This window comes from Pseudoxanthomonas sp. z9, assembly GCF_006542425.1.
GTDB lineage: Bacteria > Pseudomonadota > Gammaproteobacteria > Xanthomonadales > Xanthomonadaceae > Pseudoxanthomonas_A.
The window spans coordinates 163,986-189,911 of the sequence record NZ_VFID01000012.1 but is presented as its reverse complement, the minus strand read 5'-3'; the positions used below and the strand labels follow the sequence as shown (position 1 = coordinate 189,911).

Below are 25,926 nucleotides of genomic sequence, written 5' to 3'. Positions count from 1 at the left end.
CAGGGGCGCAAGCGCGGTTACTCCACATCCCGGTAGATGGTCAGGCCCTTGAGCGACCGTTGCGGCGCCGGGAACAGCAGGCTGGCCAGGTAGCCGATCACGATGCACAGCAGGATCGAGATCGCCAGGTAGAAGTACGGATGGACCAGATCCATCGACCAGGCCAGGAAGGTCAGCACGATGCTCGACCCGATGCCGATCGCCACGCCCGGGGAATTGGCCCGGCGGGTGAACATGCCCAGCGTGTACGCACCGGCGAAGCCGCCACCCAGCAGGCCGGCCAGCTCGATCGAGATGTCGAACAGCGAGTGGATGTCGTAGCGCGAGAGCAGCAGCGCCAGGCCGATACCGACCAGGCCGACCATCACCGTGGTGATCTCGGCGAACAGCACGCTCTTCTTCTGGTCGGCCTTCTTCGACAGCTTCTCGTAGAAGTCGACCGAGATCAGGGTGGCGACGCTGTTCATGATGCTCGACAGGGTCGCCATGGCGGCGGCGAAGATGCCGGCGATGATCAGCCCGGTCACGCCGGGCGGCAGCTCGGCGGCGATGAACAGCGGGAAGGTGGCGTCGATCGGCAGCAGCGGATTCAGCCGCTCGGGGTTGTTCTTGTAGTAGACGAACAGCGCCGTGCCGATGCCGTAGAAGATGAAGCCGCCCGGGATCATGATCGCGGCGAACGCCCAGATCGAACGCCCGGCCTCCTTGTCCGACTTGGTCGACAGGGTGCGCTGCATCAGCACCTGGTCCTTCGGGAAGGTCAGCACGACGTCGAAGATCACCAGGAAGATGAAGCCCCACACCGTGGCCTTGGTCAGATCGAAGCTGAAATCGAGCGTGTGCATCTTCTGCTCGGCCATCGCGGTGGCAAAGAACTCCGGCGCGCCGCCCTTCAGGTGCCAGATGATGAAGCCGATGGCGAACATCGCGCCGCCCATCTTGACGAACACCTGGACGAAGTCGGTCCAAATCACCGCCTTCATGCCGCCCATCGCGGTATAGATGATGGTAAACACGCCCATCAGGATCACGCTCCACACGACGCTGATGCCGGTGATGGTGGCGATCGCCAGCGCGGGCAGGAACAGGATCACGCTCATCCGCGCGCCGACCTGCATGGCGATGCACAGCGCGCTGGCCAGCATGCGGATCGCCGGGTGGAAACGGGTTTCCAGGTACGAGAACACCGACATCAGGTCCAGCCGGCGCAGCAGCGGCACGATCCACACCGCCACGAACATCAGCCCGAGCACCGCGATGAGGTTGTTGGTCATGTACTGCCAATTGGTCTCGAACGCCTTGGCGGGAATGGCGATGAAGCTGATCGAACTGGTGTTGGTGGCATACAGGCTCACGCCCGCCGCCCAGAATGGAATGCTGCGCCCGCCGACGAAGAAATCCGAGGTCGAGTTGCGCTTTTCCTTCAGGTAGAAGTACATGCCGATGCCGATCATCGACGCCAGGTAGACGATGATCACCAGCCAGTCCATCCATTTCAGCAGATGCTTGCCGGAGGTCAGCTGCGCCGATTCGAACACCTGCCCGCCCTTGCCGTCATCGCTCGTCCAGACCAGGCCGTTGCGCCAGCCGGTAGCCAGCCGGACGTCGTCGCCGACCTCCGCCGGCAGCGTGGCCCAGGCACTGGTGATGGTGTGGTAGGTCATCAGGTGCGTGCCGCGATTGTCGCGCACCAGCATCAGCAGATGTGCCTGTCCCAGCGCGCGCGCCGAACCCGGCAGGCGCGTGCCCGGCACCGCCGGTTTGGTTTCCCAGCCGTGATCGGACGTCCATCGCCACAACGGTTGCGAGGTCGTGCCGCCGCCGATCAGATAGAGCGCGTTGGTCTGCGCCAGCAACTCGCCGTCCGAGGCGCCTTCCGGCCACGCCGGGCCATCGGTCCATGCCGCGGGCCCGTTCAAGGCCGTGCGCCACAGGCCAGGCGCACCGTCGCCCCGGCCGGCCACGTACAGGCTGTCGCCCAGGATGGCGAAGTCCGCGCCGGTCAACGCCTGCGGGAGCGCGGGCATCGGCTGGCGGACCAGGCTGTTTCCGCTGAGCCCCAGTTCCTCGATCCGCGCCTGTCCGGTTCCGGTGGACACGAGCGCGAACAGTCGACGGCCATCGCCGCCGGCGTCCAGCACGTGCGGCGCGGCGCCGCCGGGCCAGGACAGCGCCTGCCACTGGCGGCCGTCGGTGGACAGGACCCACGCGCCATCGCCGCCCAGCGCCAGCGGTCGGTCCTCGATCGACCGCAGCATCTCAACGTGCGCGCCGACAGGCAGTGCCGGCAACACGCTGCGTTCCACCGAGGTCAGGCTCTCGGCATGCACGCCGGGGACGGCCGCGCACAGCAGCAGCAACAGGCATAGCGCGGCTCGCAGGAAGCCGGTCGCCTCCTTGGACAGAGGCAGGACGGCGATTCGGCTCATCGTGTTTCCATGCTTTCGAAATTCGGTGTGGTCGCGGCATCCGGCGTATCCGCCACGCGCCGCGTGGACGGCCATCCCCTGCGCTCCCCCGCGATGTTCATGCATCCGCCGCCGCGACGATGGCTTGCGCGCGGTGCAGGTAGGGCGGATCGATCATGCGGCCTTCCAGCAGAAAGGCGCCACGCCCTTGCCGCGTCGCCTCGGCGGCGGCCGCGACGATCCGCCGGGCCCGCGCGATCTCTTCGCCGGAAGGCTGGAATACGGCATTGGCCAAGTCGATCTGGCGGGGATGGATGCAGCTCTTGCCCAGGTAGCCCAGCCGGCGGGCGATGCCCGCCTCGGTCCGGAATCCCGCCTCGTCGGCAACGTCCGGATAGGCGCTGTCATAGGCGAACACGCCGGCCTCGGCGGCGGCCATGCGCAGGGCGTACATCGCCGCGTGCAGGTTGGCCGGATCGCGACGGTCGATGCCCAGGCCCTCGAACAAATCGCCCAGGCCCAGTTGCAGTCCGGCCACGCGCGGATGCGCGCGGGCGATGTCGGCGGCATTGCGCAGGCCCAGCGGCGTCTCGATGTTGATCAGCAATTCCGGCGCCTGCTCGGTCGCCAGCAGCGAGGCCATCGCCACCACCGCCGTGGTCACCTCGCGCGCATGCTCGATCTTGGGCAGGTTGAGCAGATCCACCCGGCGGCCCGCGAGCGCGGCCAGATCAGCCTCGAACTCCGGTGAAGACGGCGCGTTGGTGCGGACGATGATCAGCTTGCCGACCGGCAGGTCGGCGCCTGCCAGGAACTCGGCCAGGTTCGCGCGCGCCTCCGCCTTGCACCCGGGAGGCACGGCGTCCTCCAGGTCGAAGGAGATCGCGTCGGCACCGCTCGCCATGGCCTTGGCGAACAGTTCCGGGCGACTGCCCGGCACGAACAACTTGCTACGCATGGACCGCACTCTTCATGGCGAGGCAGTTTCAACGATGCGGACACAAAGAAAAGTCGCGCCCGGCATCTTCAGACCCAACATTTGCTTGTGATATGCCGCCGCCGCGACGCCACGCCTTGCCGTGGCAATGATTCCGGACCCACGCCACGGCAGGCGGGCGCGCCACGAAACACCCGCGACGACAGGTGCGTCCCCGCCCACGCCCCCGGATGGGTCCGGTTTGCTGCGACGCAACCCGTCGCCGCGCGATCAGCGGCGGACGTCGAACCCCGCCTGCGCCAGGAAAGCATCCACTTCGGCCGCGTCCAGGGTGCTGAAGTCGCCCGGCAGCGAATGCTTGAGGCATCCCGCCGCCAGGCCGAAACGCAGCGCGTCGGCATCATCCCGGCCGGTCAGGTCGCCATGCAGCACGCCGGCGGCGAATGCATCGCCGGTACCGATCCGGTCGACGATGCCGGGAATCTCGTACTCGGGCGTTCCCAGCAGGCGCCCGTCGCGCCGCAGCGCAACCGCGGACAGGGCATGGTGATCCACGCTGCGCTGCACGCGCACGGTCGCGGCCATCCGCTGCAATCGCGGGAATGCGGCGAACGCGGCCTGCGCGCCGGCGGCGAAGCGTTCCTGCGCGGTGGCACCATCGAACGGACGTCCCAGCGCGACCTCGATGTCGCGATGGCTGGCGAACATCACGTCGGCCTCGGCCATCAGGCCATGCAGCAGCGCCGGCGCGTCGCCATCCCATGCCTGCCACAGCTGCGGGCGATAGTTGCCGTCGAAGGACACGCGGACGCCCGCCGCGCGCGCGGCGCGCATCGCGTCCAGCGTGCCCCGCGCCGCGTCCGCGCCCAGCGCCGGCGTCACCCCGGACACGTGCAGCCAATCGGCGCCGGCGAGCAACGCGGGCCAGTCGTGACGACCTCCTCCGGCCTGCGCGAAGGCCGAGCCGGCACGGTCATAGAGCACCTGCGAGGGCCGATGGATCGCGCCGGTGGTGAGGAAATAGAGACCCATCCGCCCGGGCAGCCACTGCACCGCCGAGGTATCGACTCCGTGCCGGCGCAGTTCCCCGATCGCGGCCTGGCCCAGCGCGTTGTCGGCCACTACGCCGACCATGTGCGCGGCATGGCCGAAGCGGGCCAGCGACACCGCGACGTTGGCCTCGGCACCACCAGCATGGACCTCCAGCGAAGGCGTTTGCAGCAGGGTTTCGCGACCGGGCGCGCCCAGCCGCAGCAGCAGTTCGCCAAAACAGACAACCTTCCCCACTCCGCCTCCCTGTCCATGCATGTAACGGCCCCGGAGTGTACGGCGCCATGGGCGCTTGCGCGCGCACCGCATTGAAAATGAAGGACGGGGCGGATCGCGCTCGCCCGATCGCCGCCGCTCCCCTCAGGGCGCCGGACGCTCCCAACGCCGGTAGGTGTCGTCCAGGCCCTTGCGCAGGCGCCGGTAACCGGCGGTGCCGGGGCGCACGTCCAGGCGCTCGGCCACCGCGCGCCAGCCGCCGGCATGATCACGCGACCATTCGCGCACCACCGCGCGGCACGGCTGGCCGGCCACCTGCGCCACCGCGCAGGCCATGTAGATGTCGCCGGCGGACCAGTCCGGTTGCTTCATCATCGCTTCCACGTAGGCGCGCGGCACGCTGTAGTAACGCGCCATCTCGTCGGCGAATGCCGCCGGATAGCGCGCCGCGTAGTCGTTGATGTCCTTGAGGTGGCGATCCACCGAGGCGTCGCCGCTTCCGGGCCATTCGGCCGCTTCGGCCCCGCCCGGCGCGGGCGTCGTGCCATGGGCGGCGCCCGCCGCCACGACGAGCGCCAGCAGGCAGGGAAAAAGGACTACGTGGAGAAAGCGGATCGCGGGCATGCGGGCATTGTGCCGCAGCGCCTGTTCCATTGCAGGCGGCCGGCGTTCGCCGGCCGCCCGCGGGTCATGCGGTGGGTGCGGAATCAATCGTCGTCGTGATGGCGGCCACGTCCATCGTGGCGGCGCCAGCGGCGATCGTCGTCGTCCCAGCGATCCCGGCGGTCATGCCGGTCGCGACGGTCGTAGCGGTAATAGCGGTCGCGATCGACGTAACGCACGTAATGCGGGTTGTTGCGGTAGTAGCCATAGGCGTTGCCGCGTGGCGGGGTCCGGTAGTACTGCCGTGGTACGTAGCGGTAGTAGGTCGGACGGTGGTAGCGATCGCGCACCACGATCACCCGGTTGCCGTAGCCGTAACGGTCACCGTACCCGTGGCGGTAGTAGGGCTGGCCGCCGTGGTAGATGACATCGGCCACGTCCACGATGACCCGGACCAGATCGTCGTCCGCGCGGGCCGGCGAGGGCGCCAGCGCCGCCAGTCCAAGGCCTGCGGCCAGGACGGTGGGAGCCAGCAGACGCGTGAGTGAGAAGCTTGCCATGACATCCTCCGGTGGCCCGTCTCGCCGGGCCCATGGGTGAAAGGTCCTGTCCCGCGGACCTGTGTGTGAAAGATGTCGCTTTGCGTGTGAACCCGGATTTAACCCCGCGGCACCTCCGCGACTCCCGCCGGAGACGGATACCTTGCGTTCAACCAGGCCGGTTCCGGCCCGCACGATTCCCGAACGCCTCGACGCCTTTCAGCCGGCACGGGCCTCGATGCCCGCCAGCGCGGCCGGCAGTTCGACCGCGGCGGCCACCGTCACCAGGTTCGGCACCTCCGCGCCCAGGCCATGCTCGGCTTCCAGCGCCCAGGTGACGTGGTACGGCATGTGGATGCCCCAGCCGCCGAGCTGGATCACCGGCTCGATGTCCGAGCGCAGCGAGTTGCCAATCATCGCGAACCGCGCGGGCGCGACTTCCAGTTCCTGGAGCACGCGCGTGTAGGTGGAGACGTCTTTTTCCGACACCACTTCGATGCGATGGAAAAGGTCCGCCAGTCCGGACTGCGCGATCTTGGCTTCCTGGTGGAACAGATCGCCCTTGGTGATCAGGACGATTTCATGATCGCGCGCGATCGCCTCGACCGCCTCGCGGATCCCGGGCAGCAGATCGACCGGATGCTGCAGGGTGGCACGTCCAATCTCCAGCACGCGATGCAAATCGCGTGCGCTGATACGCTCGTCGGTCAACTGGATCGCGGTTTCCAGCATCGACAGGGTCATGCCTTTCACGCCATAGCCGAACACCTTGAGGTTGCGTCGCTCGGTATCCAGAAGATGCTGCTGCATGCGGCGATCGGCCAGATCGATGTACCCGGCCAGGATCGCCTCGAAATCGTGCTCGGCCTGCCGGTAGTAATCCTCGCTCTTCCATAGGGTGTCGTCGCCGTCGAAACCGACCCAGCGTATGCCCATGCGTACCGTCTCCTGATCGTGGGGGCGCGCAGCATAACAGCCACCGGACATGCCGAGGGCGGCCCGAAGGCCGCCCTCTTCCCGGGTCGTGAATCGTGTCGCGCGGACTCCGTTCCGGACAGACCGGGACGTGGTCCGCACCGCGCGCCGTTATTGCGCCGGCGGCGTGCTGCTGCCACCGGAATCACCCGGAGGCGGCGGCGTCTGATCGCTGGCCGGCGGCGTGGTGCCATCAGCCGGCGGTGGCGTGGTCGTCGGCGGCGCATTCGGATCCGTGGTCGGCGGTGCGTTGGGATCAGCAGGCGGCGGCGTGGTGGCCGGCTCCGACGGTGGCGGCGTGGTTTCCGCCGGTGGTGCGGTGTCGGACGGCGGCATCGTCGTCTCGTCTTCGGTCTTGCTGCACGCCGTCAACGCAAGCGCGCCACCCAACATGGCCACCAGCCACCAGGTGGAGCGCGGACGGGCATGCGTGTTGCTGCGGGAAAGGGAATTCATTCGTTTCCTCCTCTGGCCGCTTGCGATCGCGGATCGTGCCGCGGCGGTGAAAAGATCAGCGGCCGTTGCCGGCCGGCTTGTAGGCGGCGTACTCGGCGGGTGCGAGTTTGCCGTCGGCGTCCTGATCGAGGGTTCCAAAGGCCTGGGTCAATGCGGGATCGACCGCGGCTTCATCCTTGGAGACACTGCCATCGCCATTCGCGTCAAGCTCTTCGAACGGCCGGGGCGCGGGCGTGGCCGCGTCGTTGGCCGGCGGGGTGTCGGTTTGCCGCGGAGGGGTCTCCTGGCGTTGTTCCTGGGCCTCGCGATCCTGGGCCACGGCCGGCGTGGATGCCGCCATCGCGGCAACCAGCAGGGCCAGCGGAAAATGGAACCGGGGAGTTGGGTTTTTCATGCGCTCCTCCTGTTGCTGCGTACTCCCGCCGATGCAGGCATCCGGGCACGGGGAACAGCGGCTCGCTGGAGACGGAGGGCGGCAATGCCGCCCTCCGCGGGCGCGATGACGGTGCGCTGCGCCGCCATCCTGCAGTCACGATGACCGCGTTGCGCGACTTACTTCTGCGGCTCGCTGTAGTTCTTTTCGACGAACGCCTTGTACTCGTCGGCGGTCAGCTTGCCATCGGCGTCACCATCGGCCTTGTCGAACACCTGGGAAAGGCCGGCGTTGGCCGCGGCCTCTTCCTTGGTGATGTTGCCGTCGCCGTCCTTGTCGATATCGGCCCAGCCCTGCTGGCTGCCCGACTGGGTCGACTGCTGGGCGGACTGCTCCGCACCGCCCGCCGCCTGATCCGTGGTCGGCTGCGCCTGCTGGGTCGGCTCGGCCTGCTGGGTCTGCTGCGGCTGCTGCTGGGCCTGCGTATCCTGCGCGAACGCCATCGGCATGGCGACGGCGGCACCCAGGGCGATCAGGGCAATCAGCGGCTTGCGGGTGTTGTTCTTGGTCATCGTCGTTTGCTCCGTTATGGAATTAGGAAGTGCGTCCTGTAGCGCACGATGCCGACGATGCCGTTGTGCTTCTGAATCAATCCTGCGGCGCGAAATGAATGTGCACGCAGGCTTAACCACCCGCGATTTTTTTTCGATTACATCGTTCGTTAGCGATACGTGATGGCTATGTGCAAGGCGTATCGCAGCGTGATGCATGCGTCAGATCAGTGTTCAATCCGCGTGTTTTTTTCTTGCTCGCGAACGGACCCTTCACGCCAGGCTCGGCTGAACCATTGCCAACCCATCACCACGCCTGTCAGCGCGCCGATGATCTCCATCACCACGCGTGTGCCCAGCGCGTCCGGATCATGGATCGCCTTGAGCGCGATGCGGGCGTACAGCGGCGACTCCAGCTTCACCATGCCCAGGTAGAACAGGTTCCAGGTGTCGATGCCGGCGCCGATGATGACCGCGATCACGCACGACCATCCGATCGCGTGCCCGATCGACCAGCCCAGCGCCCGGCAGATCGCCTGCCAGCCGGCATAGACCAGCAGGCCGATGGCGAATGCGATCAGGCAGGCTTCCAGCGCGCCGAGGAATCCATAGTGCAAGGGCAGGTTCATGCGTTCATGCGTGCTCCCGTCACGCGGGGATCCGGCAACGCGGATCGTGCAGGTGCCGCAGCGTCCGGCGGCGATGGCATAGGATACGTGATGCGCGCGGCGGCACCGTTGCACCTCTGAATATCGTCGTGCCGGGCCACGGCGGAAATCCGCCACGGGAGGACGGAATGGAACGGCTGCTGCTCGCGGGAAGCACGGGACTGGTGGGCCAGGCGGTGCTGGCGCTCGCGTTGGCGGATGCCCGCGTCGGCAGGGTCATCGCGCCCACCCGTCGTCCCTTGCCCCCGCATCCGCGATTGTCGAACCCGGTCATCGATTTCGAGCGGCTGGATCCGGCGGCCGACTATTGGCGCGCCGACGCCATGGTCTGCGCGCTGGGCACGACCCTGCGCGACGCCGGCTCGCGCGATGCCTTCCGCCGGGTCGACTTCGACTATCCGCTCGCGCTCGCCCGCCTGTTGCACCAGCACGGCGCGCGCACGCTGGCGGTCACCTCGGCCGCCGGCGCACGCGCGGATTCGCGGATCTTCTACTCGCGCACGAAAGGAGAGCTGGAACAGGCGCTGTCCGCCTGCGGCTTCGATTCGCTCACCTTCATCCGCCCTTCCCTGCTGGGCGGCGAACGCGCCCGGACGCGCACCGGCGAGCACCTCGCGCTGCGCCTGCTGACCACGCTCTCGCCGCTGGTGCCCGCGCGCTACCGGGTGGTCCCGGCGACCGCGGTGGCCTCCGCATTGCTGGAGGCCGCCCATGCGGCGACGCCCGGTACGCGGATCATCGAGTCCGAAGCGATTGCGCGCTGATTCGGGGCCGACATCCGCCTAGCCGACCGTGGCGTGCAGGCGCCGCATGCGCCACCACAGGCCGGCATTGAGCAGCAGGAAATAACCGACCAGCGCCGCCGCGAATCCCATCGTCAGCGGACTGGCCTGCTGTGCGGTGGCCGTCGCGCCGTCCGCGAACGCGCCCTGCGACCAGCGCCATGCCAGGCGACCGACCAGCAGCAGGGTCAGGATGCCGCCGAACCACGGGTTCGGCACGTAGGTCGGCAGCCCTTCATGCCATTCCACACGCGTATGCCGCAGCGCGAATCCGCCCAGCAGCAGGCCACCCGCCAGCCCGGCGGCGACGCCGGTCGCCACCCCGGGCAGGAACGCGGCGCCGAACAGCAGCATGCCCAGCAGCAGCACCATCAGGACCAGGCGGAGCACGGTACGCTTGGGCTGCCAGGGCTGGCGGCCGAAGCTGCGACGGATGCGGCGATACATGATCCAGCCGATTCCCGCGGTGACGAGATAGGGAGTCAAGGCTGGCAGGGCGACGGCGGGCATGGCGGGCATCCGGGGATTGGGTGGCCCACCTTAGGTCCCGGCGGGGCGCCGGGACCAGTGACGGTTGTCATCAGTTGCGGGTGAGGCTCAGTGCAGCAGCCCATGCGGCACCTGCCGCAACGGTTGCATGCCGTCGGTGGCGGCGATCGCCTGGCTGGCGCGGTCCAGCAGCGCGTCGTCCTCGCCGTCGATCACCACCAGCAGGCGGCCGGCCTCGATTTCGCGCTCGTAGTCGCGGCGAACCTCGCTGGGCACCGTGGACCCGGCCAGCGCGGCGGACCAGCCACCGACCGTCGCGCCCACCAGGGTGGTGATGATCACCCCGAGCGCATGGAACCCGGCCTGCGGCAGCCACATGCCGACCAGCCCACCGATCAGCCCGATGACGCCACCGCCCACGATTCCGCGCCACGCGGCGGGAATGAAGTCGGTCGGCGAGGCTTCCTTCTCGGCATCGGGGACCTGGGTCATCTCGATGTCGGACTGGGCCAGGACCGCGGCATGGCCGGGGCGGATGCCGAGTCGGAGCGCGGCACCCATGGCCTGTTCCGCGGTACCCAGGTCCGGAGCGCTGAAAACACGTCGTTTCATGGCGTTCTCCCGTGGGCGGCTGTCATCCAGCCTGATCCAGACCATAGGCCCGCACGGGGGATGTGGAAGTGAAGGGGCGCCGCGCACGCCGAAGCCGGTGCCCGGTTCGCCGGCCGGTTACTGCGCCGGGCGTTCGGGAGCGCTCTTGCGGCCGAGCGCGCGCAGGTACAGGTCGTACAGGGCGGTGACCTTGGCCACGTATTCCCGGGTTTCGGCATAGGGCGGCACCCCGCCGTAGCGGGTGACGGTGCCGATGCCGGCGTTGTAGGCCGCTGCGACCAAGGTCAGATCGCCCTTGTAGCGGCGCATCAGCTGCCTGAGATGGCGCGCGCCGGCGTCGATGGACTGGGTGGAGGAGAACGGATCGGTCACCCCGTACTCGGTCGCCACCTCCGGCATCAGCTGCATCACGCCCTTGGCTCCCTTGGAGGAGACCGCCTTGGCGTCGAAATCGCTTTCCGCATGGGCAATCGCGCGCAGCCAGGCATCGTCCACGCCGGTATTCTTCGCCGCCGTGCGGAAATCCACCGGATACATGTTCAGGCGCGGCTTGCCGACCTTGCCCAGCCCCGGATGGGCCGGTTCTCCCGGTGGGGTGGCGACGGTGAACTTCAGGTAGACCCGCGACCCGGGCAGGTTGCGGGTGCTGTACACCAACTGGCCATCCTGTTCGCGCTCGTACAGGGTGCCGCTGAAGATGCCCATCCGCCCCCACAGGTTCGGGGTCTGCACGGCGTTGTCGTCGATTTCCTTCGCCTGGCAGCGCGACCCCGGCTCCGGCGCCGTGGCCAGGCTGACGGTACCGTCGCGCACGCAGCGGTAGACCGTCCGCGCCTGGGCCTCGGGCACGCCCGGGCCGGCCAGGAAGACCAGCAGGCAGACCAGCAGGACGGAGGGGTGGCGCATACGGGGCGGATTCTAGGGCCGGCAAGCTGAGCCGCAACCCCCATGGCGGACCGGCGGCGGCTGGCCCCGCGCACCGGCTCCGCGGGGATTCCTGCCCCTCCCGGAAAGTCCGCCAGCCCGGCCCTGCTGCGCCGCAGCAGGCAACCGCGTAGAATTGCCGGCCCTGTCATTCCGCACGCTCTGGAGCACACGCATCATGGGTCTGGACCACGTTTCCACCGGCAAGAACCCGCCGGAAGAAATCAACGTCATCATCGAAATCCCGAAGGATTCGGAACCGGTGAAGTACGAAGTGGACAAGGAAAGCGGGGCGATCTTCGTCGATCGCATCCTCTCCACCCCGATGCGCTATCCCTGCAACTACGGCTACGTGCCCAACACCCAGTGCGGCGACGGCGATCCCGCCGACGTGCTGGTGGTACTGCCGTTGCCGCTGATCCCCGGCTCGGTCATCCGCTGCCGCCCGGTCGGCGTGCTGCGCATGAGCGACGAGGCCGGCAGCGACGAGAAGCTGCTGGCGGTGCCGGTCGAGAAGGTTTTCTCCGGCTACAAGCACATCAACGACATCGATCAGGTCAGCCCGCACTGGCTGGAGCGCATCGGCCACTTCTTCGAGCACTACAAGGATCTGGAGAAGGGCAAGTGGGTGAAGCTGGATGGTTGGGGCAATGCCGCCGACGCCAAGCAGGTGCTGGTCGAGGCGATGCAGCGCTACGCCGAACTGAAAAAGTAGGCCGGTCCCGCGCTCGCAGCAAAAAGCCCGCCATCGGCGGGCTTTTTTGTTTGCATGGGCCGACCGTTGCCAAGCCGGGTTCAACCGCTCTTGCGCATCCCCATCTTCAGGGTGGTCAGGCCGATCAGCCGCGACACCACCAGGGCGATGTACATGACCCCGGCGAACTGTTCCAGCATCACCAGCGCGCGCGCCTGCGCCTGCACCGGCACGATGTCGCTCAGGCCCACGCCCGAAAGCAGGCTGAAACTGAGGAACAGCAACTCCATCCAGGTGCGCGGTTGCTCCGGATTCACCGCCGCGATGAAGCTGCCCGGATACCACTGCTGGCAGACCGAGAAGGCGAACGCGAACGCCCACGCCAGCAGGGTGAAGGTTGCGCCGGCGGCGAACAGTTCGTCGCTGGAAACCTCGTGGTCCTGCAGCATGTAGGCCATCAGGCTGCCGGCCGTATAGAAGTACAGCGCGCTCTCCAGCAGGTGCGCGAGGGTATACAGCACGTTGTTGTCGGTGATCGCGGCCAGCAGCGACAGCACCACCGACGGCACGCCCAGCGCCAGCGCGAACCACAGCCGCAGCGGGCTGCGGTTGACCACCCACAGCGCCAGCGCCAGGACCAGGATCCCGAAAGCCCCGAACAGCGCGCGGCCGCCGGCGGTGCTTTCCATCACCGGGTACAGCAGCACCCCGCCAAGCTGCACCAGCAGCAACCACGCCGACGGGTGCCGGCGCGCGGTAACCAGCCAGCGGAGCCAGGTCATGCCCATCTCAACCCTTGAAGTGGTAGACCAGCGCGTAATAGATCACGTAGATCCACGACAGCAGGCCGTGGATGATGGCCCATAGCAGCGACTTGTTGGCGCTCCAGGAAATGGTGATCGCCAACGCCGTGCCGAAGCCGATGCCCGCCCGGGCCGCACTCGCCGCGCCGCTCATTTGCGCGGCGCCGCGGGAACGACCGGGGTACCGCTGCCGGCCCGGTATGGGTAACGCGCAAAGATGTCGGCGACCGCCTGGTCCAGCCGCGCGGCGCGTTCAGCCGGCTTGGCGTTGGCGACGCGGCCGACCGCGATGCCCTCCCACACCAGCTGGTTGCGCTTGGCGTCGACCAGATCGAAGTTCAGCGTGCCCTCGGTGTACTGGTAGACGTTGGTGCGGTCGTACCAGTAGGGAACCGCGACGTACCGGCGGGCGCGATAGCTGTAGTAGTAGTTGTAGTCCACGTCCGGCATGCTGACCACGTCGGTCTTTTCCTGCATGTAGGCATTGATGTTCAGCCACAGGTCCGGCGATTTCTCTTCGTAGACGTAGCCCCGCGATTCCATCTGGGCGCGGGCCGCCGCCTTCAGCCGGGCGCTGGTGATGGTCGCGTAGCCCTCGCTCTCCACCGCCAGCGGCGAATAGAACGAGAAACTGCGGTAGCCGGCGAAATCGGCGGAAGGATCGGCTTCGCTGCTGATGCGCGGACCGGTGGCGCAAGCCGCCAGCAGCAGGACCCCGGCCAGCAGCAGGCCGCGGGTGAGGAATGGGATGGCTTGGCGCATGTTCGGCATTCTCCTGTCCGGGACCCCAAGCGTGGCGCGGGCGCGGCGGCGGCACAAGCCCCGCCGCCCCGGAAAGACGGCGAACGGACGCATCCGCCCGCCGCATGGTTCAGCCCTGGTGGTAGACCTTCGCGCCCTGGGCGAGGAATTCGGCCGACTTCTCGGCCATGCCGGCCTCGATCGCCTGCTGTTCATCCACGCCGTGCTCGGCGGCGTAGTCGCGCACATCCTGGGTGATCTTCATCGAGCAGAAGTGCGGGCCGCACATCGAACAGAAATGGGCCAGCTTGTGCGCGTCCTTGGGCAGGGTCTCGTCGTGGAACTCCTTGGCCTTCTCCGGATCCAGGCCCAGGTGGAACTGATCCTCCCAGCGGAACTCGAAGCGCGCCTTGCTCAGCGCGTTGTCGCGCACCTGCGCGCCGGGATGGCCCTTGGCCAGATCCGCGGCATGGGCGGCGATCTTGTAGGCCATGATGCCGTCACGCACGTCCTGGCGGTTGGGCAGGCCCAGGTGTTCCTTGGGCGTCACGTAGCAGAGCATCGCGGTACCGTACCAGCCGATCATCGCCGCGCCGATGGCGCTGGTGATGTGGTCGTAGCCCGGCGCGATGTCGGTGGTCAGCGGTCCGAGCGTGTAGAACGGCGCCTCGCCGCACTCGCGCAGCTGCTTGTCCATGTTCTCCTTGATCAGCTGCATCGGCACGTGGCCGGGGCCTTCGATCATGGTCTGGACATCGTGCTTCCACGCGATCTTGGTCAGTTCGCCCAGGGTTTCCAGTTCGCCGAACTGGGCGGCGTCGTTGGCGTCGGCGATGCAGCCCGGGCGCAGGCCGTCGCCCAGGCTGAAGGCCACGTCGTAGGCCTTCATGATCTCGCAGATTTCCTCGAAGTGGGTGTAGAGGAAATTCTCCTTGTGGTGCGCCAGGCACCACTTGGCCAGGATCGAACCACCACGCGAAACGATGCCGGTGACCCGCTTCGCGGTCAGCGGCACATAGCGCAGCAGCACGCCGGCATGGATGGTGAAGTAGTCCACGCCCTGCTCGGCCTGTTCGACCAGGGTGTCGCGGAAAATCTCCCAGGTCAGTTCCTCCGCACGGCCATCGACCTTCTCCAGCGCCTGGTAGATCGGCACGGTGCCGATCGGCACCGGCGAGTTGCGGATGATCCACTCGCGGGTCTCGTGGATGTGTTTGCCGGTGGACAGATCCATCACCGTGTCGCCGCCCCAGCGGATCGACCAGACCAGCTTCTCCACTTCCTCGGCGATGCCGGAGGAGACCGCGCTGTTGCCGATGTTGGCGTTGATCTTGGTCAGGAAGTTGCGGCCGATGATCATCGGCTCGCTCTCCGGGTGGTTGATGTTGTTCGGCAGGATCGCCCGGCCGCGGGCGATCTCATCGCGCACGAACTCCGGCGTGATGATCTTCTGGATGCTCGCGCCGAAGCTTTCGCCCGGATGCTGCGCCAGCAGCAGGGCCTCGCGTACCGCTTCCAGCCTCTGGTTCTCGCGGATGGCGACGTATTCCATCTCCGGCGTCACGATGCCCTTGCGCGCATAGTGCATCTGGCTGACGTTGGCGCCGGCCTTGGCGCGGCGCGGCAGCATGCGACCGGGGAAGCGGACCGCGTCCAACTTCGGATTGGTCTCGCGCGAACGGCCGAATTCCGAGCTCAACGCGGACAGCGCTTCGGTATCGCCGCGCTCTTCGATCCAGCGCGCGCGCAATGCCGGCAGGCCGGCCGCCAGATCGATGCGCGCATCCGGATCGGTGTAAGGGCCGGAGGTGTCGTAGACGGTAACCGGCGCGTTCTCCTCGCCCCCGAACAGGGTCGGCGTGCGGGTCAGCGCGATTTCGCGCATCGGCACGCGCAAATCCGGCCGCGAACCGGCCACGAAGACCTTGCGCGAACCGGGAATCGGGCGGGTGACGGATTCGGAGAGCTGCTGGGTATCCTGCAGCAGGCGGGAGGGCACGGCGTTCATCGGCATCGTCCTGGTTGGAAAGCGGGACGAAGCGGCGGCGCATGGAACGCGGGCGGATCGCTGGCGATCGGTCGCGTCCTGCGAAGCTTCCCTACGCCGGTCTTAACCGGATCAGGTTCGAAGGGTCTGTCTCAACCGCCGCCCGACAAGCCAGCGATACCCCCGCTTCGGGCGCTATTAGACAACCAAACCGCCCGGAACGCCATTGGCGGCCGATGACGCCGGGCGAAGCGACGGGTTACCCTCTTCCTGGGGATACACGGAGCCTCCAGGGGAAACATGAACAAAGGGAAGATTGCTGCCTTCGCAGCATTGTGCGCGCTGTCGTCACACGTCACCGCGGCCGAGCCGGTACCGGTCCAGGCTTTCGCGAATTCCAACAAGCTGCATTCGCCGCGCCTGTCGCCCGACGGACAGCACCTGTCCGTCGCCGCCGACTTCGGTGATGGCAACCATGCGCTGCTGATCTACCGCCTGCAGGACATGCAGCAGACCGCGCTGCTGCGCCTGCCCCGCTACGAACTGCCTGCGCAAATCTACTGGGTCAGTCCGAAGCGGCTGGTGATCGCCAAGGGCCGGCAGATGGGCTCGCGCGAGGAGCCGACCCCGATGGGCGAAATCATCGCCACCGACTTCGACGGCAAGAACCAGAAGTACGTGTTCGGCTACCAGCAGAGCACGCGCACGGCCGGGATCGACGCCGGTTTCGGCTATATCGAGGGCGTGCCCGAAGTGCGGAATGGCCATTTCTACATGCGCCGGCTTTCCATGGGCACGAACCGCTCGCAGTTGTACGACGTGGATGCCGAACGCACGACCGCCCGCCTGGTCGCCGACATCCCGGTCAAGGACCTGTCATTCACCCTCGACCGTGCGGGTGTCCCGCGCTTCGCGTCGGGAACGGACGACAACAACAACTACCTGCTGTACGCCGCCGATGCACAGGGTGAGAACTGGGCGCCCGTTTCGGGCAAGGAACTGGGCGGCAAGTTCGTGCCCTACTCGTTTTCCGCGGATGGGAAGCATCTGTTCGCCTCCTTCAGCGAAGACGGCGGGCCGTCCATGCTGGTCAAGTCCGACTTGCGGGGCCAGGACCGCACCGTGCTGGCCAAGGATGATTTCGGCAGCGTGGGCGACGTGGAATGGACCGCGGCCCCCATGGAGCCCTTCGCCGCCACGCTCGGCGAGGGCAAGCCGCGGATGGTGTACTTCGATGCGGCGTCCGCGGAAGCCCAGTTGCACCAGAAGCTCAACCAGAGCTTCCCGGGCATGTACGTCACCTATGTCAATCACAGCGGCGATGGCGCGGTGTCCCTGCTGTACGCCTACAGCGATCGCGATCCCGGCGCCTGGTACCTGTTCGATCGCAAGCAGATGAAGGTCTCCCGGCTGCTGGCGGGACGGGAAGGACTGGATCCCGCCCGCATGGGCGAACGTCGTCCCTTCCGCTTCAAAGCCAGCGACGGCGTGGAGCTGGATGGCTTCCTGACCCTCCCGTCAGGCGTCCAGCAACCGTCGCGGCTGCCGATGATCCTGCTTCCCCATGGCGGGCCGCACGCGGTCGGCGACGACTGGGCATTCGATACCGATGCGCAGTTCCTCGCGAGCCGCGGCTACCTCGTCCTGCAAGTCAATTTCCGCGGGTCCAAGGGGCGTGGCTATCGCTTCGAGCAGGCCGGCTACCTGAAATGGGGAACCCGCATCCAGGACGATCTGCTGGATGGCGTCCGCTGGGCGGTTGGACAGGGCTACGCGGATCCCGCGCGCATCTGTTCCTATGGCGCCAGCTTCGGCGGCTACTCCGCGATGATGACCGCGGCCAAGGCCCCGGACCTCATCAAATGCGCGGTCGGCGTGTCCGGCCTCTACGATCTGAAGATGATGTACAGCAAGGGCGACATCAAATCGACCCGCTACGGTCGTAACTACCTCGAGCGCGTGGTTGGCAAGGATGACGCGGAACTGGCGGCTAATTCGCCCACCTCGCTGGCGGCAGGCATCAAGGTGCCTGTCCTGCTGGTACACGGCGAAATCGACGAACGCACGCCGTTCGCGCAGGCGCGTGCAATGAAGGATGCGCTGGAACGCGCGGGAAACAAGCCTGAATGGATGGCGGTGCCCAAGGAGGGCCACGGCTTCTACAAGGAAGAAAACAACATCGCGTTCTACCAGCGGCTGGAAGCCTTCCTTTCGCGGAACATCGGTCCCGGCAAGCCGTGATCGCGCCCCGCCTTTCGTCCCGGGACGAAAGGCGGGCCCGTGGCGTCCGATTCCGATCCGACGCCGCGCTGTAACCCGTATTCCACCCGCGGCCCCGTCATCAGGGAACGTAAACGAGCGGATTGCTATCATGCGCGCCCGCTGGTGACGCCAAGCCCTTGCACGGGGCCTTTTCTTTCCACCAGCGGGCGACTCCGTTCATGACAAGGAGGCCTGCGTGGTTTTCCGTATCTCCATCCTGCTGGTGGCCCTCCTGGTCGCCGCCGCCGGTCTCGCACCCGGTCCCTTCAACGCCTGGATCCAGCAGCAGCTGGCCGGGATCATTTCCAGTGCCGGCTGGCTGTACCTGCTGATCGTGTTCGCCGCGCTGGTCTTCCTGCTGTATCTGGCCGTGGGGCGCTTCGCCAACCTGCGCATTGGTGGCGAGGACGCCGAGCCGGAATTCTCCAATGCCAGCTGGCTGGCGATGCTGTTCGCCACCGGCATGGGCATCGGCCTGGTGTTCTGGGGCGCCGCCGAACCGGTTTCCCACTACTTCAAGCCACCGGAAGGGCTGGCGCCCGCAAGCCTGGATGCCGCGCGCGCATCAATGCGCTACGTGTTCTTCCACTGGGGCCTGCATCCGTGGGCGATCTATGCGCTGATCGGACTGGCGATGGCCTGGTTCCAGTTCAACCGCGGCGGGCGCGGCCTGATCAGCGATCTGCTGCAACCGGTGATCGGCCGGCATCATCGCGGCTGGATCGGCCATGCGGTGAACATCGCCGCAGTCGTCGCCACCGCGGTCGGCGTGGCCACCACGCTGGGTTTCGGCACCATCCAGATCGCCGCCGGCCTGGCGCGCGTCACCGGCATTCCCGATTCAATCGGCACCGAACTCGCGATCATCGGCGTGGCATTCGTGCTCTACATGGCGTCCACGATCAGCGGCGTCGATCGCGGCATCAAGTGGCTGTCCAACTTCAACCTCGGGCTGGCCGCGCTGCTGCTGGCGATGGTGCTCGTGCTGGGGCCCACCGGTTTCATCTTCGACACCTTCACCACCTCGCTGGGCACCTACCTCAACCAGCTGGTCAACATGAGCCTGCGGATGTCGCCGTTCTCCGGCAGCACCTGGGTGGCCGACTGGACCATTTTCTACTGGGCCTGGTGGATAGCCTGGGCGCCGTTCGTGGGCGCGTTCATCGCGCGCATCTCGCGCGGCCGCACCATCCGAGAGTTCGTGTTCGGCGTGGTGGTCATCCCCAGCCTGCTGGGTTTCGTGTGGTTCTCGGTGTTCGGCGGCACGGCGTTGTGGATGCAGATTCTCGGCGGCGTGGACATGGGCGCGCCCCTGGCGCGCGGCTATGAGACCGTGCTGTTCACCCTGTTCGATCATCTGCCGCTGTCGACGCTGCTGGCCGGCATCGCGGTGCTGCTGTTGATGATCTTCTTCGTGACCTCGGCTGATTCGGCGGTATTGGTACTGGCGAGCATGTCCACCGACACCGCCGGCGATCCGCCGCTGCGCCGGCGCCTGGTCTGGGGCGTGGGCGTGGCGCTGGTCGCGGCGACCCTGCTGCTGGCCGGCGGGCTGGATGCCCTGCAGGGTGTCATCACCATCACCGCGCTGCCATTCGCGCTGCTGCTGTTGCTGGTGATGCTGGGCCTGTACCGGGCGCTGAACCAGGAATACCTGCTCGGTCGCAGGCGCGAACAACGCGCACGCCGCCTCATCATGGATTGGATCGCGCGCGAGGACGCCGCGCAATCGGAAGAACGCTGACGGCGCTCGCCGTCAGTCGATCCGGCCGGCCATTTCCGCCAGCATCGCCTCGTCGGCGGGTACCAGCCGCACCGCGTCGCCGAACTCCGGCCAGCCGGCGCGCAGCCCCGCCATCACCGCGGGATCATGCTGATCGGCGACCAGCAGTTCGCCACCGATCGCGGCGCAGTCCCGATCGGCGGCGGGCCGGCACAGCAGCGGCCCGGGCGGAATGACCGGCGAGCGCCAGAGTTCGTGCAGGTCAGACTGCGGTTCCGCGTCATACACGTCCGCCGCCAACGCGACCACGTCGGCGCGGCCTTCCTTCAACCAGGCCAGCGACGCGGCATGGGAGCCTGCGTAGTCGACCCGTGCGAATGCGGTTTCCGGATTCGCGATACCCAATTCCGCCAGTCCGCCGCGCGGCACGAACCCGCCCGACGCCGAATCGCGGCCGACCAGCGCCAACCGGAGCGTTGCGGCCTCTACGGCAAGCGCCTTCCCCGCCAATGGCCGGCTCGCGACGATCACCGCGCGATAACGCTGCGCCTGGGCGGCGGGAACATCCGGTACCGGCAGCGTGGCGACGCTGCCCGGCGGCAACCGCAACGCCTGCAGGTAACCATGCAGGTTGGGTACCGCGACATCGACGTCTCCCGCCGCCAGGCCCGCAATCAGCGCGCTGGGCGACGGCAACACGCGCACTTCGACGGGACGCTGCAGGCGACGGCCAAGGTAGTCGGCCAGCGGCCGGATCGCCGCCGCCCGATCCCGCTGCGGATAGGCATAGGTAGCCACCACCAGTGGTTCGGAGTCCACCGCCAGGGCGGACGCGGCCAGCGATGCGAGTGCGATACCACCCGCGAGGCGGGCCGCCCGTCGAAGCATGCGCGGTCTCATGCGTTGTCCAACAACGCCTTGTCGCGCACCGCGCCCTTGTCGGCGCTGGTGGCGAGCAGGGCGTAGGCCTTGAGCGCGGTGGTCACCCGGCGCGCGCGTGGTTGCGCGGGTTTCCATCCGCGCGCGTCCTGTTCGGCGCGGCGCGCGGCCAGTTCCGCCTCGTCCACCAGCAGGTTGATGCCGCGAGCGGGAATGTCGATGCGGATGCGATCGCCGTCGCGGACCAGGCCAATCGCACCGCCCGCCGCCGCTTCCGGCGAGGCATGGCCGATCGACAGCCCGGACGTTCCACCCGAGAAGCGCCCATCGGTCAGCAGTGCGCATTGCTTGCCCAGGCCCCTGGATTTCAGGTAGCTGGTCGGATACAGCATTTCCTGCATGCCCGGCCCGCCCTTTGGCCCTTCGTAGCGGATCACCACCACGTCGCCGGCCTTCACCTCGTCGCCGAGGATGCCCTTCACCGCGGCGTCCTGGCTTTCGTAGACACGCGCGTTGCCCTCGAACACGTGGATGGATTCGTCGACGCCCGCGGTCTTCACCACGCAACCGTCGCGGGCGATGTTGCCGTACAGCACCGCCAGCCCGCCTTCCTGCGAGAAGGCGTGTTCGACGTCGCGGATGCAGCCCTCGGCGCGATCGGTGTCCAGCGACGGCCAGCGGGTGGCCTGGCTGAAGGCGACCTGGGTCGGGATGCCGGCCGGCCCGGCCTTGTAGAAGGTGTGGACCTTCTCGTCGTCCACCACGCCCACGTCCCACTGCGCGATCGCGTCGCCCAGCGTCTTCGCGTGCACCGTCGCCACCTGCGTGTGCAGCAGCCCGCCGCGCGCCAGTTCGCCCAGGATCGCCATGATGCCGCCGGCCCGGTGCACATCCTCGATGTGGTACTTCTGGGTGTTCGGCGCGACCTTGCACAGTTGAGGCACGCGCCGTGACAGCCGGTCGATGTCGCGCATGTCGAACGCCACCTCGCCTTCCTGTGCGGCCGCCAACAGGTGCAGGATGGTGTTGGTCGAACCGCCCATCGCGATGTCCAGGGTCATCGCGTTCTCGAAAGCCTCGAAGGTGGCGATGCCGCGCGGCAGCGCGGTCGGATCCTCGCCGCCGTACCAGCGGTGGCACAGTTCGACCGCCAGCCGGCCGGCGCGCAGGAACAGCTGCTCGCGATCGGCGTGGGTGGCGACCACCGTGCCGTTGCCCGGCAACGACAGGCCCAAGGCTTCGGTCAGGCAGTTCATCGAGTTGGCGGTGAACATGCCCGAGCAGGAACCGCAGGTCGGGCACGCGCTGCGCTCGACCGCCGCCACCGCCTCGTCGCTGGCATTCGGATCCGCCGCCATCACCATCGCGTCGATGAGATCCAGCTTGTGATCGGCCAGCCGCGTCTTGCCCGCCTCCATCGGCCCGCCGGATACGAACACGGTGGGGATGTTCAGCCGCAGCGCGGCCATCAGCATGCCCGGGGTGATCTTGTCGCAGTTGGAAATGCACACCAGCGCATCGGCGCAGTGCGCATTGACCATGTACTCCACCGAGTCGGCGATGACCTCGCGGCTGGGCAGCGAGTAGAGCATGCCGTCATGGCCCATCGCGATGCCGTCGTCGACCGCGATGGTGTCGAATTCCTTGGCCACGCCGCCGACCCGCTCGATCTCGCGCGCGACCAGCTGGCCGAGATCCTTCAGGTGCACGTGGCCCGGCACGAACTGGGTGAACGAGTTGGCGATGGCGATGATCGGCTTCTGGAAATCGCCGTCCTTCATGCCGGTGGCGCGCCAGAGCGCACGGGCACCGGCCATGTTGCGCCCATGGGTGGAGGTCTTGGATCGGTATTCAGGCATGGTCTGCGGGGGAGTCGTGTTGCGCGGAAGGCGGCGATTCTGCGGGCTTTTCATGGTTGCAGTTGCAACCATCGCCACGCAAACCGGCCTCTCATCGGGACATTACCGAAAATTTTCCCGACGCGCTTGACAAGGCTCGAACGGGCATGTTTCCCTTGCCGCATGTTGCATCGCCACACGCCCCCGACCCACGACCTGCGGACCGCGCCCAGCGCGGCCTCCATTCTCGTCGTCGTCCTTATTACCTCGCCAACAGGTGCGGGACGAACCGGCGTGTAAGCAGAAAACAACGCCAGATTCGCAAAAACCCCGCACTGAGAAGTGCGGGGTTTTTTGTTGCCGCAGTTTCCAACCCACCCTGCCCTTCCCAACCCAGGAACCCCGAAAATGACCACCGCCGCCTCCTCCGCCCCGCAACCCAAGATCGCCGTCGTCGGCTACGGCAGCCAGGGCCGCGCGCACGCGCTGAACCTGCGCGAATCCGGTTTCGACGTCACCGTGGGCCTGCGCCCGGGCGGTCCCACCGAGGCCAAGGCCCAGGCCGACGGTTTCCTGGTCAAGTCGCCGGCCGAGGCCGTGAAGGACGCCGACCTGGTCGCCGTGCTGACCCCGGACATGGTCCAGAAGCAGCTCTACAACGAGGTGCTGGCGCCGAACATGAAGCCTGGCGCCTGCCTGCTGTTCGCCCACGGCCTCAACGTCCACTACGGCCTGATCAGCCCGCGCGAGGATCTGGACGTGGTGCTGGTCGCACCCAAGGGCCCGGGCGCGCTGGTCCGCCGCGAGTACGAAATCGGCCGTGGCGTGCCCTGCATCTATGCCGTCTACCAGGACAAGAGCGGCCAGGCCGAGGCGCTGGCGCTGGCCTACGCCGCCGGCCTGGGCGGCGCCCGCGCCAACATCATCAAGACCAGCTTCAAGGAAGAGACCGAAACCGATCTGTTCGGCGAGCAGGCCGTGCTGTGCGGCGGCGCCTCCTCGCTGGTGCAGGCCGGCTTCGAGACCCTGGTGGAAGCCGGCTACCAGCCGGAAATCGCCTACTACGAAGTCCTGCACGAGCTGAAGCTGATCGTCGACCTGTTCTACGAAGGCGGCATCACCCGCATGCTGGAATTCGTCTCCGAGACCGCCCAGTACGGCGACTACGTCAGCGGCCCGCGCGTGATCGATGCCGGCACCAAGGCACGCATGAAGGATGTCCTGAAGGACATCCAGGACGGCACTTTCACCAAGAACTGGATCGCCGAGTACGAAGCCGGCCTGCCGAACTACAAGAAGTACAAGCAGGCCGATCTGGAGCATCCGATCGAAGTCGTCGGCAAGCAGCTGCGCGCCAAGATGGTGTGGCTGCAGGCCAACGCCTCCCAACCCGATACAGAACAGGCCGCCGCCGCATGAACGCCGACGCTGCCGCTGCCCCGCGCAATGGCGCCCGCTGGTTGACCCTGGCCCTGGAGGCCGAAGGCGTGGACACGCTGTTCGGCTATCCGGGCGGCACCATCATGCCGTTCTACGACGCGCTGGTGGACTCTTCGCTCAAGCACATCCTGGTGCGCCATGAGCAGGGCGCGGCGCTGGCCGCCAACGGCTACGCCCGCGCCAGTGGCAAGGTGGGCGTGTGCGTGGCCACCTCCGGCCCCGGCGCGTCCAACCTGGTCACCGGCATCGCCGATGCGATGCTGGATTCGGTGCCGATGGTCTGCCTGACCGGGCAGGTCGCCACCCCGCTGATGGGCACGGATGCGTTCCAGGAACTGGACGTGTTCGGCCTGACCATGCCGATCGTCAAGCACAGCTTCCTGGCACGACGCGTCGAGGATCTGCCGGAGATGGTGCGCGAAGCCTTCCGCATCGCGCGCGAAGGCCGTCCGGGACCGGTACTGATCGATCTGCCCAAGGACGTGCAGATGGCCGATGCCTCGCATCTGCCCGATCACGTCCCGGCCGCGGTCGATCCGGTGCCAGCCCCGGCGGACGCGCGGCTGGCCGAAGCGCTGGCGGCGATCGCCGGCGCCGAGAAGCCGGTGATCTATGGCGGCGGCGGCATCGCCCTGGCCGACGCGGTGGATGCGTTCCGCCAGTTCGTCGAGGCCACCCGCATCCCGACCGTGTTGACCCTGCGCGCCCTGGGCGCACTGCCCGGCAACCACCCGCAGTTCCTGGGCATGCTGGGCATGCACGGTACCCGCGCCGCCAACATGGCGGTGCAGGAAGCGGATCTGCTGGTGGTCGTCGGCGCGCGCTTCGATGATCGCGCCACCGGCAAGCTGGCCGAGTTCGCGCCGTTCGCACGGGTCGTGCACCTGGACGCCGACGCCTATGAAATCTCCAAGCTGCGCGATGCAGACATCGCCATTCCGGGCGACGTCGCCACCGGCCTGCGGGCCCTGGGCGCGGCACGCAGCACCTGCGAGGAGTGGCGCAAGCGCTGCGCCGGCAACCGCGAGCGGCATGGCTTCCGCTATGACGCACCGGGCAGCGACATCTACGCGCCGGCCCTGCTGAAGCGGCTGACCGAAGTGGCGCCCGCCGACACCATCGTCGCCTGCGACGTCGGCCAGCACCAGATGTGGGTGGCCCAGCACTGCAAGTTCGGCCACCCGCGCAACCACCTGACCAGCGGCGCGCTGGGCACGATGGGGTTCGGCCTGCCGGCGGCGATGGGCGCGCAGTTCGCCTGCCCGGATCGCACCGTCGTGCTGGTCAGTGGCGACGGCAGCTTCATGATGAACGTGCAGGAGCTGGCCACCATCGCCCGCTGCAAGCTGCCGGTGAAGATCGTGCTGCTGGACAACAGCGCGCTGGGCATGGTCCGGCAATGGCAGGAACTGTTCTTCGCCGAGCGCTACAGCGAGATCGACCTGTCCGACAACCCGGACTTCGCCGCGCTGGCACAGGTGTTCGGCATTCCCGCCCGCCGCATCGAACTGCGCAACCAGGTCGACGACGCATTGGCCGAACTGCTGGCCCAGCCCGGTCCCGCGCTGCTGCACGTCGCCATCGACATCAAGGCCAATGTCTGGCCGCTGGTGCCGCCCAACCATGCCAACAGCTCGATGCTGGACGGCAATCCCGCCAAGCAGAGTCCGGAGCCCTCCTCCCATGCGATACCGGCTTGACCTGGTGCTGAAACCCGCCGAGGGCGCGCTGACGCGCGTGATCGGCATGGCCGAGCGACGCGGCTTCGCGCCGCGCGCGATCAGCGGCGAACCCGCCCCGTCCGACGGACGCTGGCGCGTGCAGCTGGTCGTCGACGGCCAGCGCCCGCCCGAAACCCTGCGCCTGCAGATGCAGAAGATCTACGACTGCGAATCGGTCGAGATCACCGCCGTCGATTCCGGGGAGGCCGCGTGATGAACACGTTGTCCGTCCACGCCGTCGGCACCCACGTCCGG

26 protein-coding genes and 1 riboswitch are annotated in these 25,926 nt (G+C 67.5%); of the genes, 7 read left to right on the top strand and 19 right to left on the bottom strand.

The features are described from left to right. Window positions 1-17: 17 nt before the first annotated feature. The 10 genes from FG323_RS14905 to FG323_RS14860 all read right to left on the bottom strand — a co-directional run bounded on the left by FG323_RS14905 (window position 18) and on the right by FG323_RS14860 (window position 8,737). Entirely contained in the window at window positions 18-2,429 is a 2,412-nt protein-coding gene (locus tag FG323_RS14905; protein WP_141455498.1) for a sodium:solute symporter, read from the bottom strand. A gap of 97 nt (window positions 2,430-2,526) precedes the next feature. Next, window positions 2,527-3,366: a CoA ester lyase gene (locus FG323_RS14900; RefSeq protein WP_141455497.1), complete on the bottom strand. Its 840-nt coding sequence runs from the start codon at window positions 3,364-3,366 to the stop codon at window positions 2,527-2,529. 249 nt (window positions 3,367-3,615) lie between these two features. After that, window positions 3,616-4,653, bottom strand: a complete 1,038-nt coding sequence (locus tag FG323_RS14895; protein ID WP_141455496.1) for a sugar kinase — start codon at window positions 4,651-4,653, stop codon at window positions 3,616-3,618. Between the two features lie 102 nt (window positions 4,654-4,755). Then, complete coding sequence (locus tag FG323_RS14890; RefSeq protein WP_141455495.1) at window positions 4,756-5,235, bottom strand: hypothetical protein; 480 nt, start codon at window positions 5,233-5,235, stop codon at window positions 4,756-4,758. Between the two features lie 83 nt (window positions 5,236-5,318). Next, entirely contained in the window at window positions 5,319-5,774 is a 456-nt protein-coding gene (locus FG323_RS14885) for a hypothetical protein (RefSeq protein ID WP_141455494.1), read from the bottom strand. Window positions 5,775-5,972: 198 nt separating this feature from the next. Then, a complete protein-coding gene (locus FG323_RS14880; RefSeq protein WP_141455493.1) occupies window positions 5,973-6,689 on the bottom strand; it encodes an HAD family hydrolase in 717 nt (238 codons plus the stop codon). Between the two features lie 150 nt (window positions 6,690-6,839). Continuing rightward, on the bottom strand, window positions 6,840-7,184 hold the full coding sequence (locus tag FG323_RS14875; RefSeq protein WP_141455492.1) for a hypothetical protein: 345 nt from the start codon (window positions 7,182-7,184) through the stop codon (window positions 6,840-6,842). A gap of 55 nt (window positions 7,185-7,239) precedes the next feature. Beyond that, the gene (locus FG323_RS14870) at window positions 7,240-7,578 is read right to left on the bottom strand and encodes a hypothetical protein (RefSeq protein WP_141455491.1); all 339 of its coding nucleotides are present in this window, start codon (window positions 7,576-7,578) and stop codon (window positions 7,240-7,242) included. A gap of 158 nt (window positions 7,579-7,736) precedes the next feature. Beyond that, window positions 7,737-8,129, bottom strand: coding sequence for an EF-hand domain-containing protein (locus FG323_RS14865; protein WP_141455490.1), 393 nt, complete (start codon window positions 8,127-8,129; stop codon window positions 7,737-7,739). A gap of 206 nt (window positions 8,130-8,335) precedes the next feature. After that, on the bottom strand, window positions 8,336-8,737 hold the full coding sequence (locus FG323_RS14860; protein WP_141455489.1) for a hypothetical protein: 402 nt from the start codon (window positions 8,735-8,737) through the stop codon (window positions 8,336-8,338). A gap of 167 nt (window positions 8,738-8,904) precedes the next feature. Between FG323_RS14860 and FG323_RS14855 the strand changes: the two genes are divergently transcribed. Next, window positions 8,905-9,540: an NAD-dependent dehydratase gene (locus FG323_RS14855; protein ID WP_141455488.1), complete on the top strand. Its 636-nt coding sequence runs from the start codon at window positions 8,905-8,907 to the stop codon at window positions 9,538-9,540. Window positions 9,541-9,558: 18 nt separating this feature from the next. On the opposite strand, the gene FG323_RS14850 is transcribed toward FG323_RS14855, so the two are convergent. The 3 genes from FG323_RS14850 to FG323_RS14840 all read right to left on the bottom strand — a co-directional run bounded on the left by FG323_RS14850 (window position 9,559) and on the right by FG323_RS14840 (window position 11,565). Further along, complete coding sequence (locus tag FG323_RS14850; RefSeq protein ID WP_141455487.1) at window positions 9,559-10,068, bottom strand: hypothetical protein; 510 nt, start codon at window positions 10,066-10,068, stop codon at window positions 9,559-9,561. Between the two features lie 87 nt (window positions 10,069-10,155). Further along, entirely contained in the window at window positions 10,156-10,659 is a 504-nt protein-coding gene (locus tag FG323_RS14845; RefSeq protein WP_141455486.1) for a hypothetical protein, read from the bottom strand. 117 nt (window positions 10,660-10,776) lie between these two features. Beyond that, a complete protein-coding gene (locus tag FG323_RS14840; RefSeq protein WP_141455485.1) occupies window positions 10,777-11,565 on the bottom strand; it encodes a lytic transglycosylase domain-containing protein in 789 nt (262 codons plus the stop codon). A 196-nt stretch (window positions 11,566-11,761) separates the two neighbouring features. On the opposite strand from FG323_RS14840, the gene ppa reads away from it, so the two are divergent. After that, window positions 11,762-12,298, top strand: a complete 537-nt coding sequence (ppa, locus tag FG323_RS14835) for an inorganic diphosphatase (RefSeq protein ID WP_141455484.1) — start codon at window positions 11,762-11,764, stop codon at window positions 12,296-12,298. An 80-nt stretch (window positions 12,299-12,378) separates the two neighbouring features. On the opposite strand, the gene FG323_RS14830 is transcribed toward ppa, so the two are convergent. From FG323_RS14830 to thiC, 4 genes are all read right to left on the bottom strand, one after another. After that, on the bottom strand, window positions 12,379-13,059 hold the full coding sequence (locus tag FG323_RS14830) for an ion channel (protein ID WP_141455483.1): 681 nt from the start codon (window positions 13,057-13,059) through the stop codon (window positions 12,379-12,381). A 7-nt stretch (window positions 13,060-13,066) separates the two neighbouring features. Then, on the bottom strand, window positions 13,067-13,234 hold the full coding sequence (locus FG323_RS19745; protein ID WP_181444250.1) for a hypothetical protein: 168 nt from the start codon (window positions 13,232-13,234) through the stop codon (window positions 13,067-13,069). Then, window positions 13,231-13,842, bottom strand: coding sequence for a DUF4136 domain-containing protein (locus tag FG323_RS14825; RefSeq protein WP_141455482.1), 612 nt, complete (start codon window positions 13,840-13,842; stop codon window positions 13,231-13,233). Before FG323_RS14825 ends, FG323_RS19745 begins: the two co-directional genes overlap by 4 nt. A 109-nt stretch (window positions 13,843-13,951) precedes the next feature. Beyond that, window positions 13,952-15,829, bottom strand: a complete 1,878-nt coding sequence (gene thiC, locus FG323_RS14820; RefSeq protein WP_141455481.1) for a phosphomethylpyrimidine synthase ThiC — start codon at window positions 15,827-15,829, stop codon at window positions 13,952-13,954. A 70-nt stretch (window positions 15,830-15,899) separates the two neighbouring features. Then, window positions 15,900-16,003, bottom strand: a riboswitch (TPP riboswitch). A gap of 105 nt (window positions 16,004-16,108) precedes the next feature. On the opposite strand from thiC, the gene FG323_RS14815 reads away from it, so the two are divergent. Beyond that, window positions 16,109-18,049 carry a S9 family peptidase gene (locus tag FG323_RS14815; RefSeq protein ID WP_141455480.1) on the top strand — a complete coding sequence of 647 codons (1,941 nt, stop codon included), beginning with the start codon at window positions 16,109-16,111 and terminating at the stop codon, window positions 18,047-18,049. A gap of 217 nt (window positions 18,050-18,266) precedes the next feature. Continuing rightward, a complete protein-coding gene (locus FG323_RS14810) occupies window positions 18,267-19,814 on the top strand; it encodes a BCCT family transporter (protein WP_141455479.1) in 1,548 nt (515 codons plus the stop codon). A gap of 12 nt (window positions 19,815-19,826) precedes the next feature. On the opposite strand, the gene FG323_RS14805 is transcribed toward FG323_RS14810, so the two are convergent. Beyond that, window positions 19,827-20,681, bottom strand: coding sequence for a PhnD/SsuA/transferrin family substrate-binding protein (locus FG323_RS14805; protein WP_181444249.1), 855 nt, complete (start codon window positions 20,679-20,681; stop codon window positions 19,827-19,829). Window positions 20,682-20,689: 8 nt separating this feature from the next. Beyond that, window positions 20,690-22,531, bottom strand: coding sequence for a dihydroxy-acid dehydratase (ilvD, locus tag FG323_RS14800; protein ID WP_141455477.1), 1,842 nt, complete (start codon window positions 22,529-22,531; stop codon window positions 20,690-20,692). Window positions 22,532-22,918: 387 nt separating this feature from the next. Between ilvD and ilvC the strand changes: the two genes are divergently transcribed. The 3 genes from ilvC to FG323_RS14785 are packed head-to-tail and all read left to right on the top strand — an operon-like array spanning window position 22,919 to window position 25,885. After that, entirely contained in the window at window positions 22,919-23,929 is a 1,011-nt protein-coding gene (gene ilvC, locus FG323_RS14795) for a ketol-acid reductoisomerase (protein ID WP_141455476.1), read from the top strand. Then, window positions 23,926-25,650: an acetolactate synthase 2 catalytic subunit gene (gene ilvG, locus FG323_RS14790; protein ID WP_141455475.1), complete on the top strand. Its 1,725-nt coding sequence runs from the start codon at window positions 23,926-23,928 to the stop codon at window positions 25,648-25,650. The genes ilvC and ilvG overlap by 4 nt, the downstream gene beginning before the upstream one ends. Further along, complete coding sequence (locus FG323_RS14785; RefSeq protein ID WP_141455474.1) at window positions 25,634-25,885, top strand: ACT domain-containing protein; 252 nt, start codon at window positions 25,634-25,636, stop codon at window positions 25,883-25,885. Before ilvG ends, FG323_RS14785 begins: the two co-directional genes overlap by 17 nt. The last annotated feature ends 41 nt before the right edge of the window (window positions 25,886-25,926 follow it).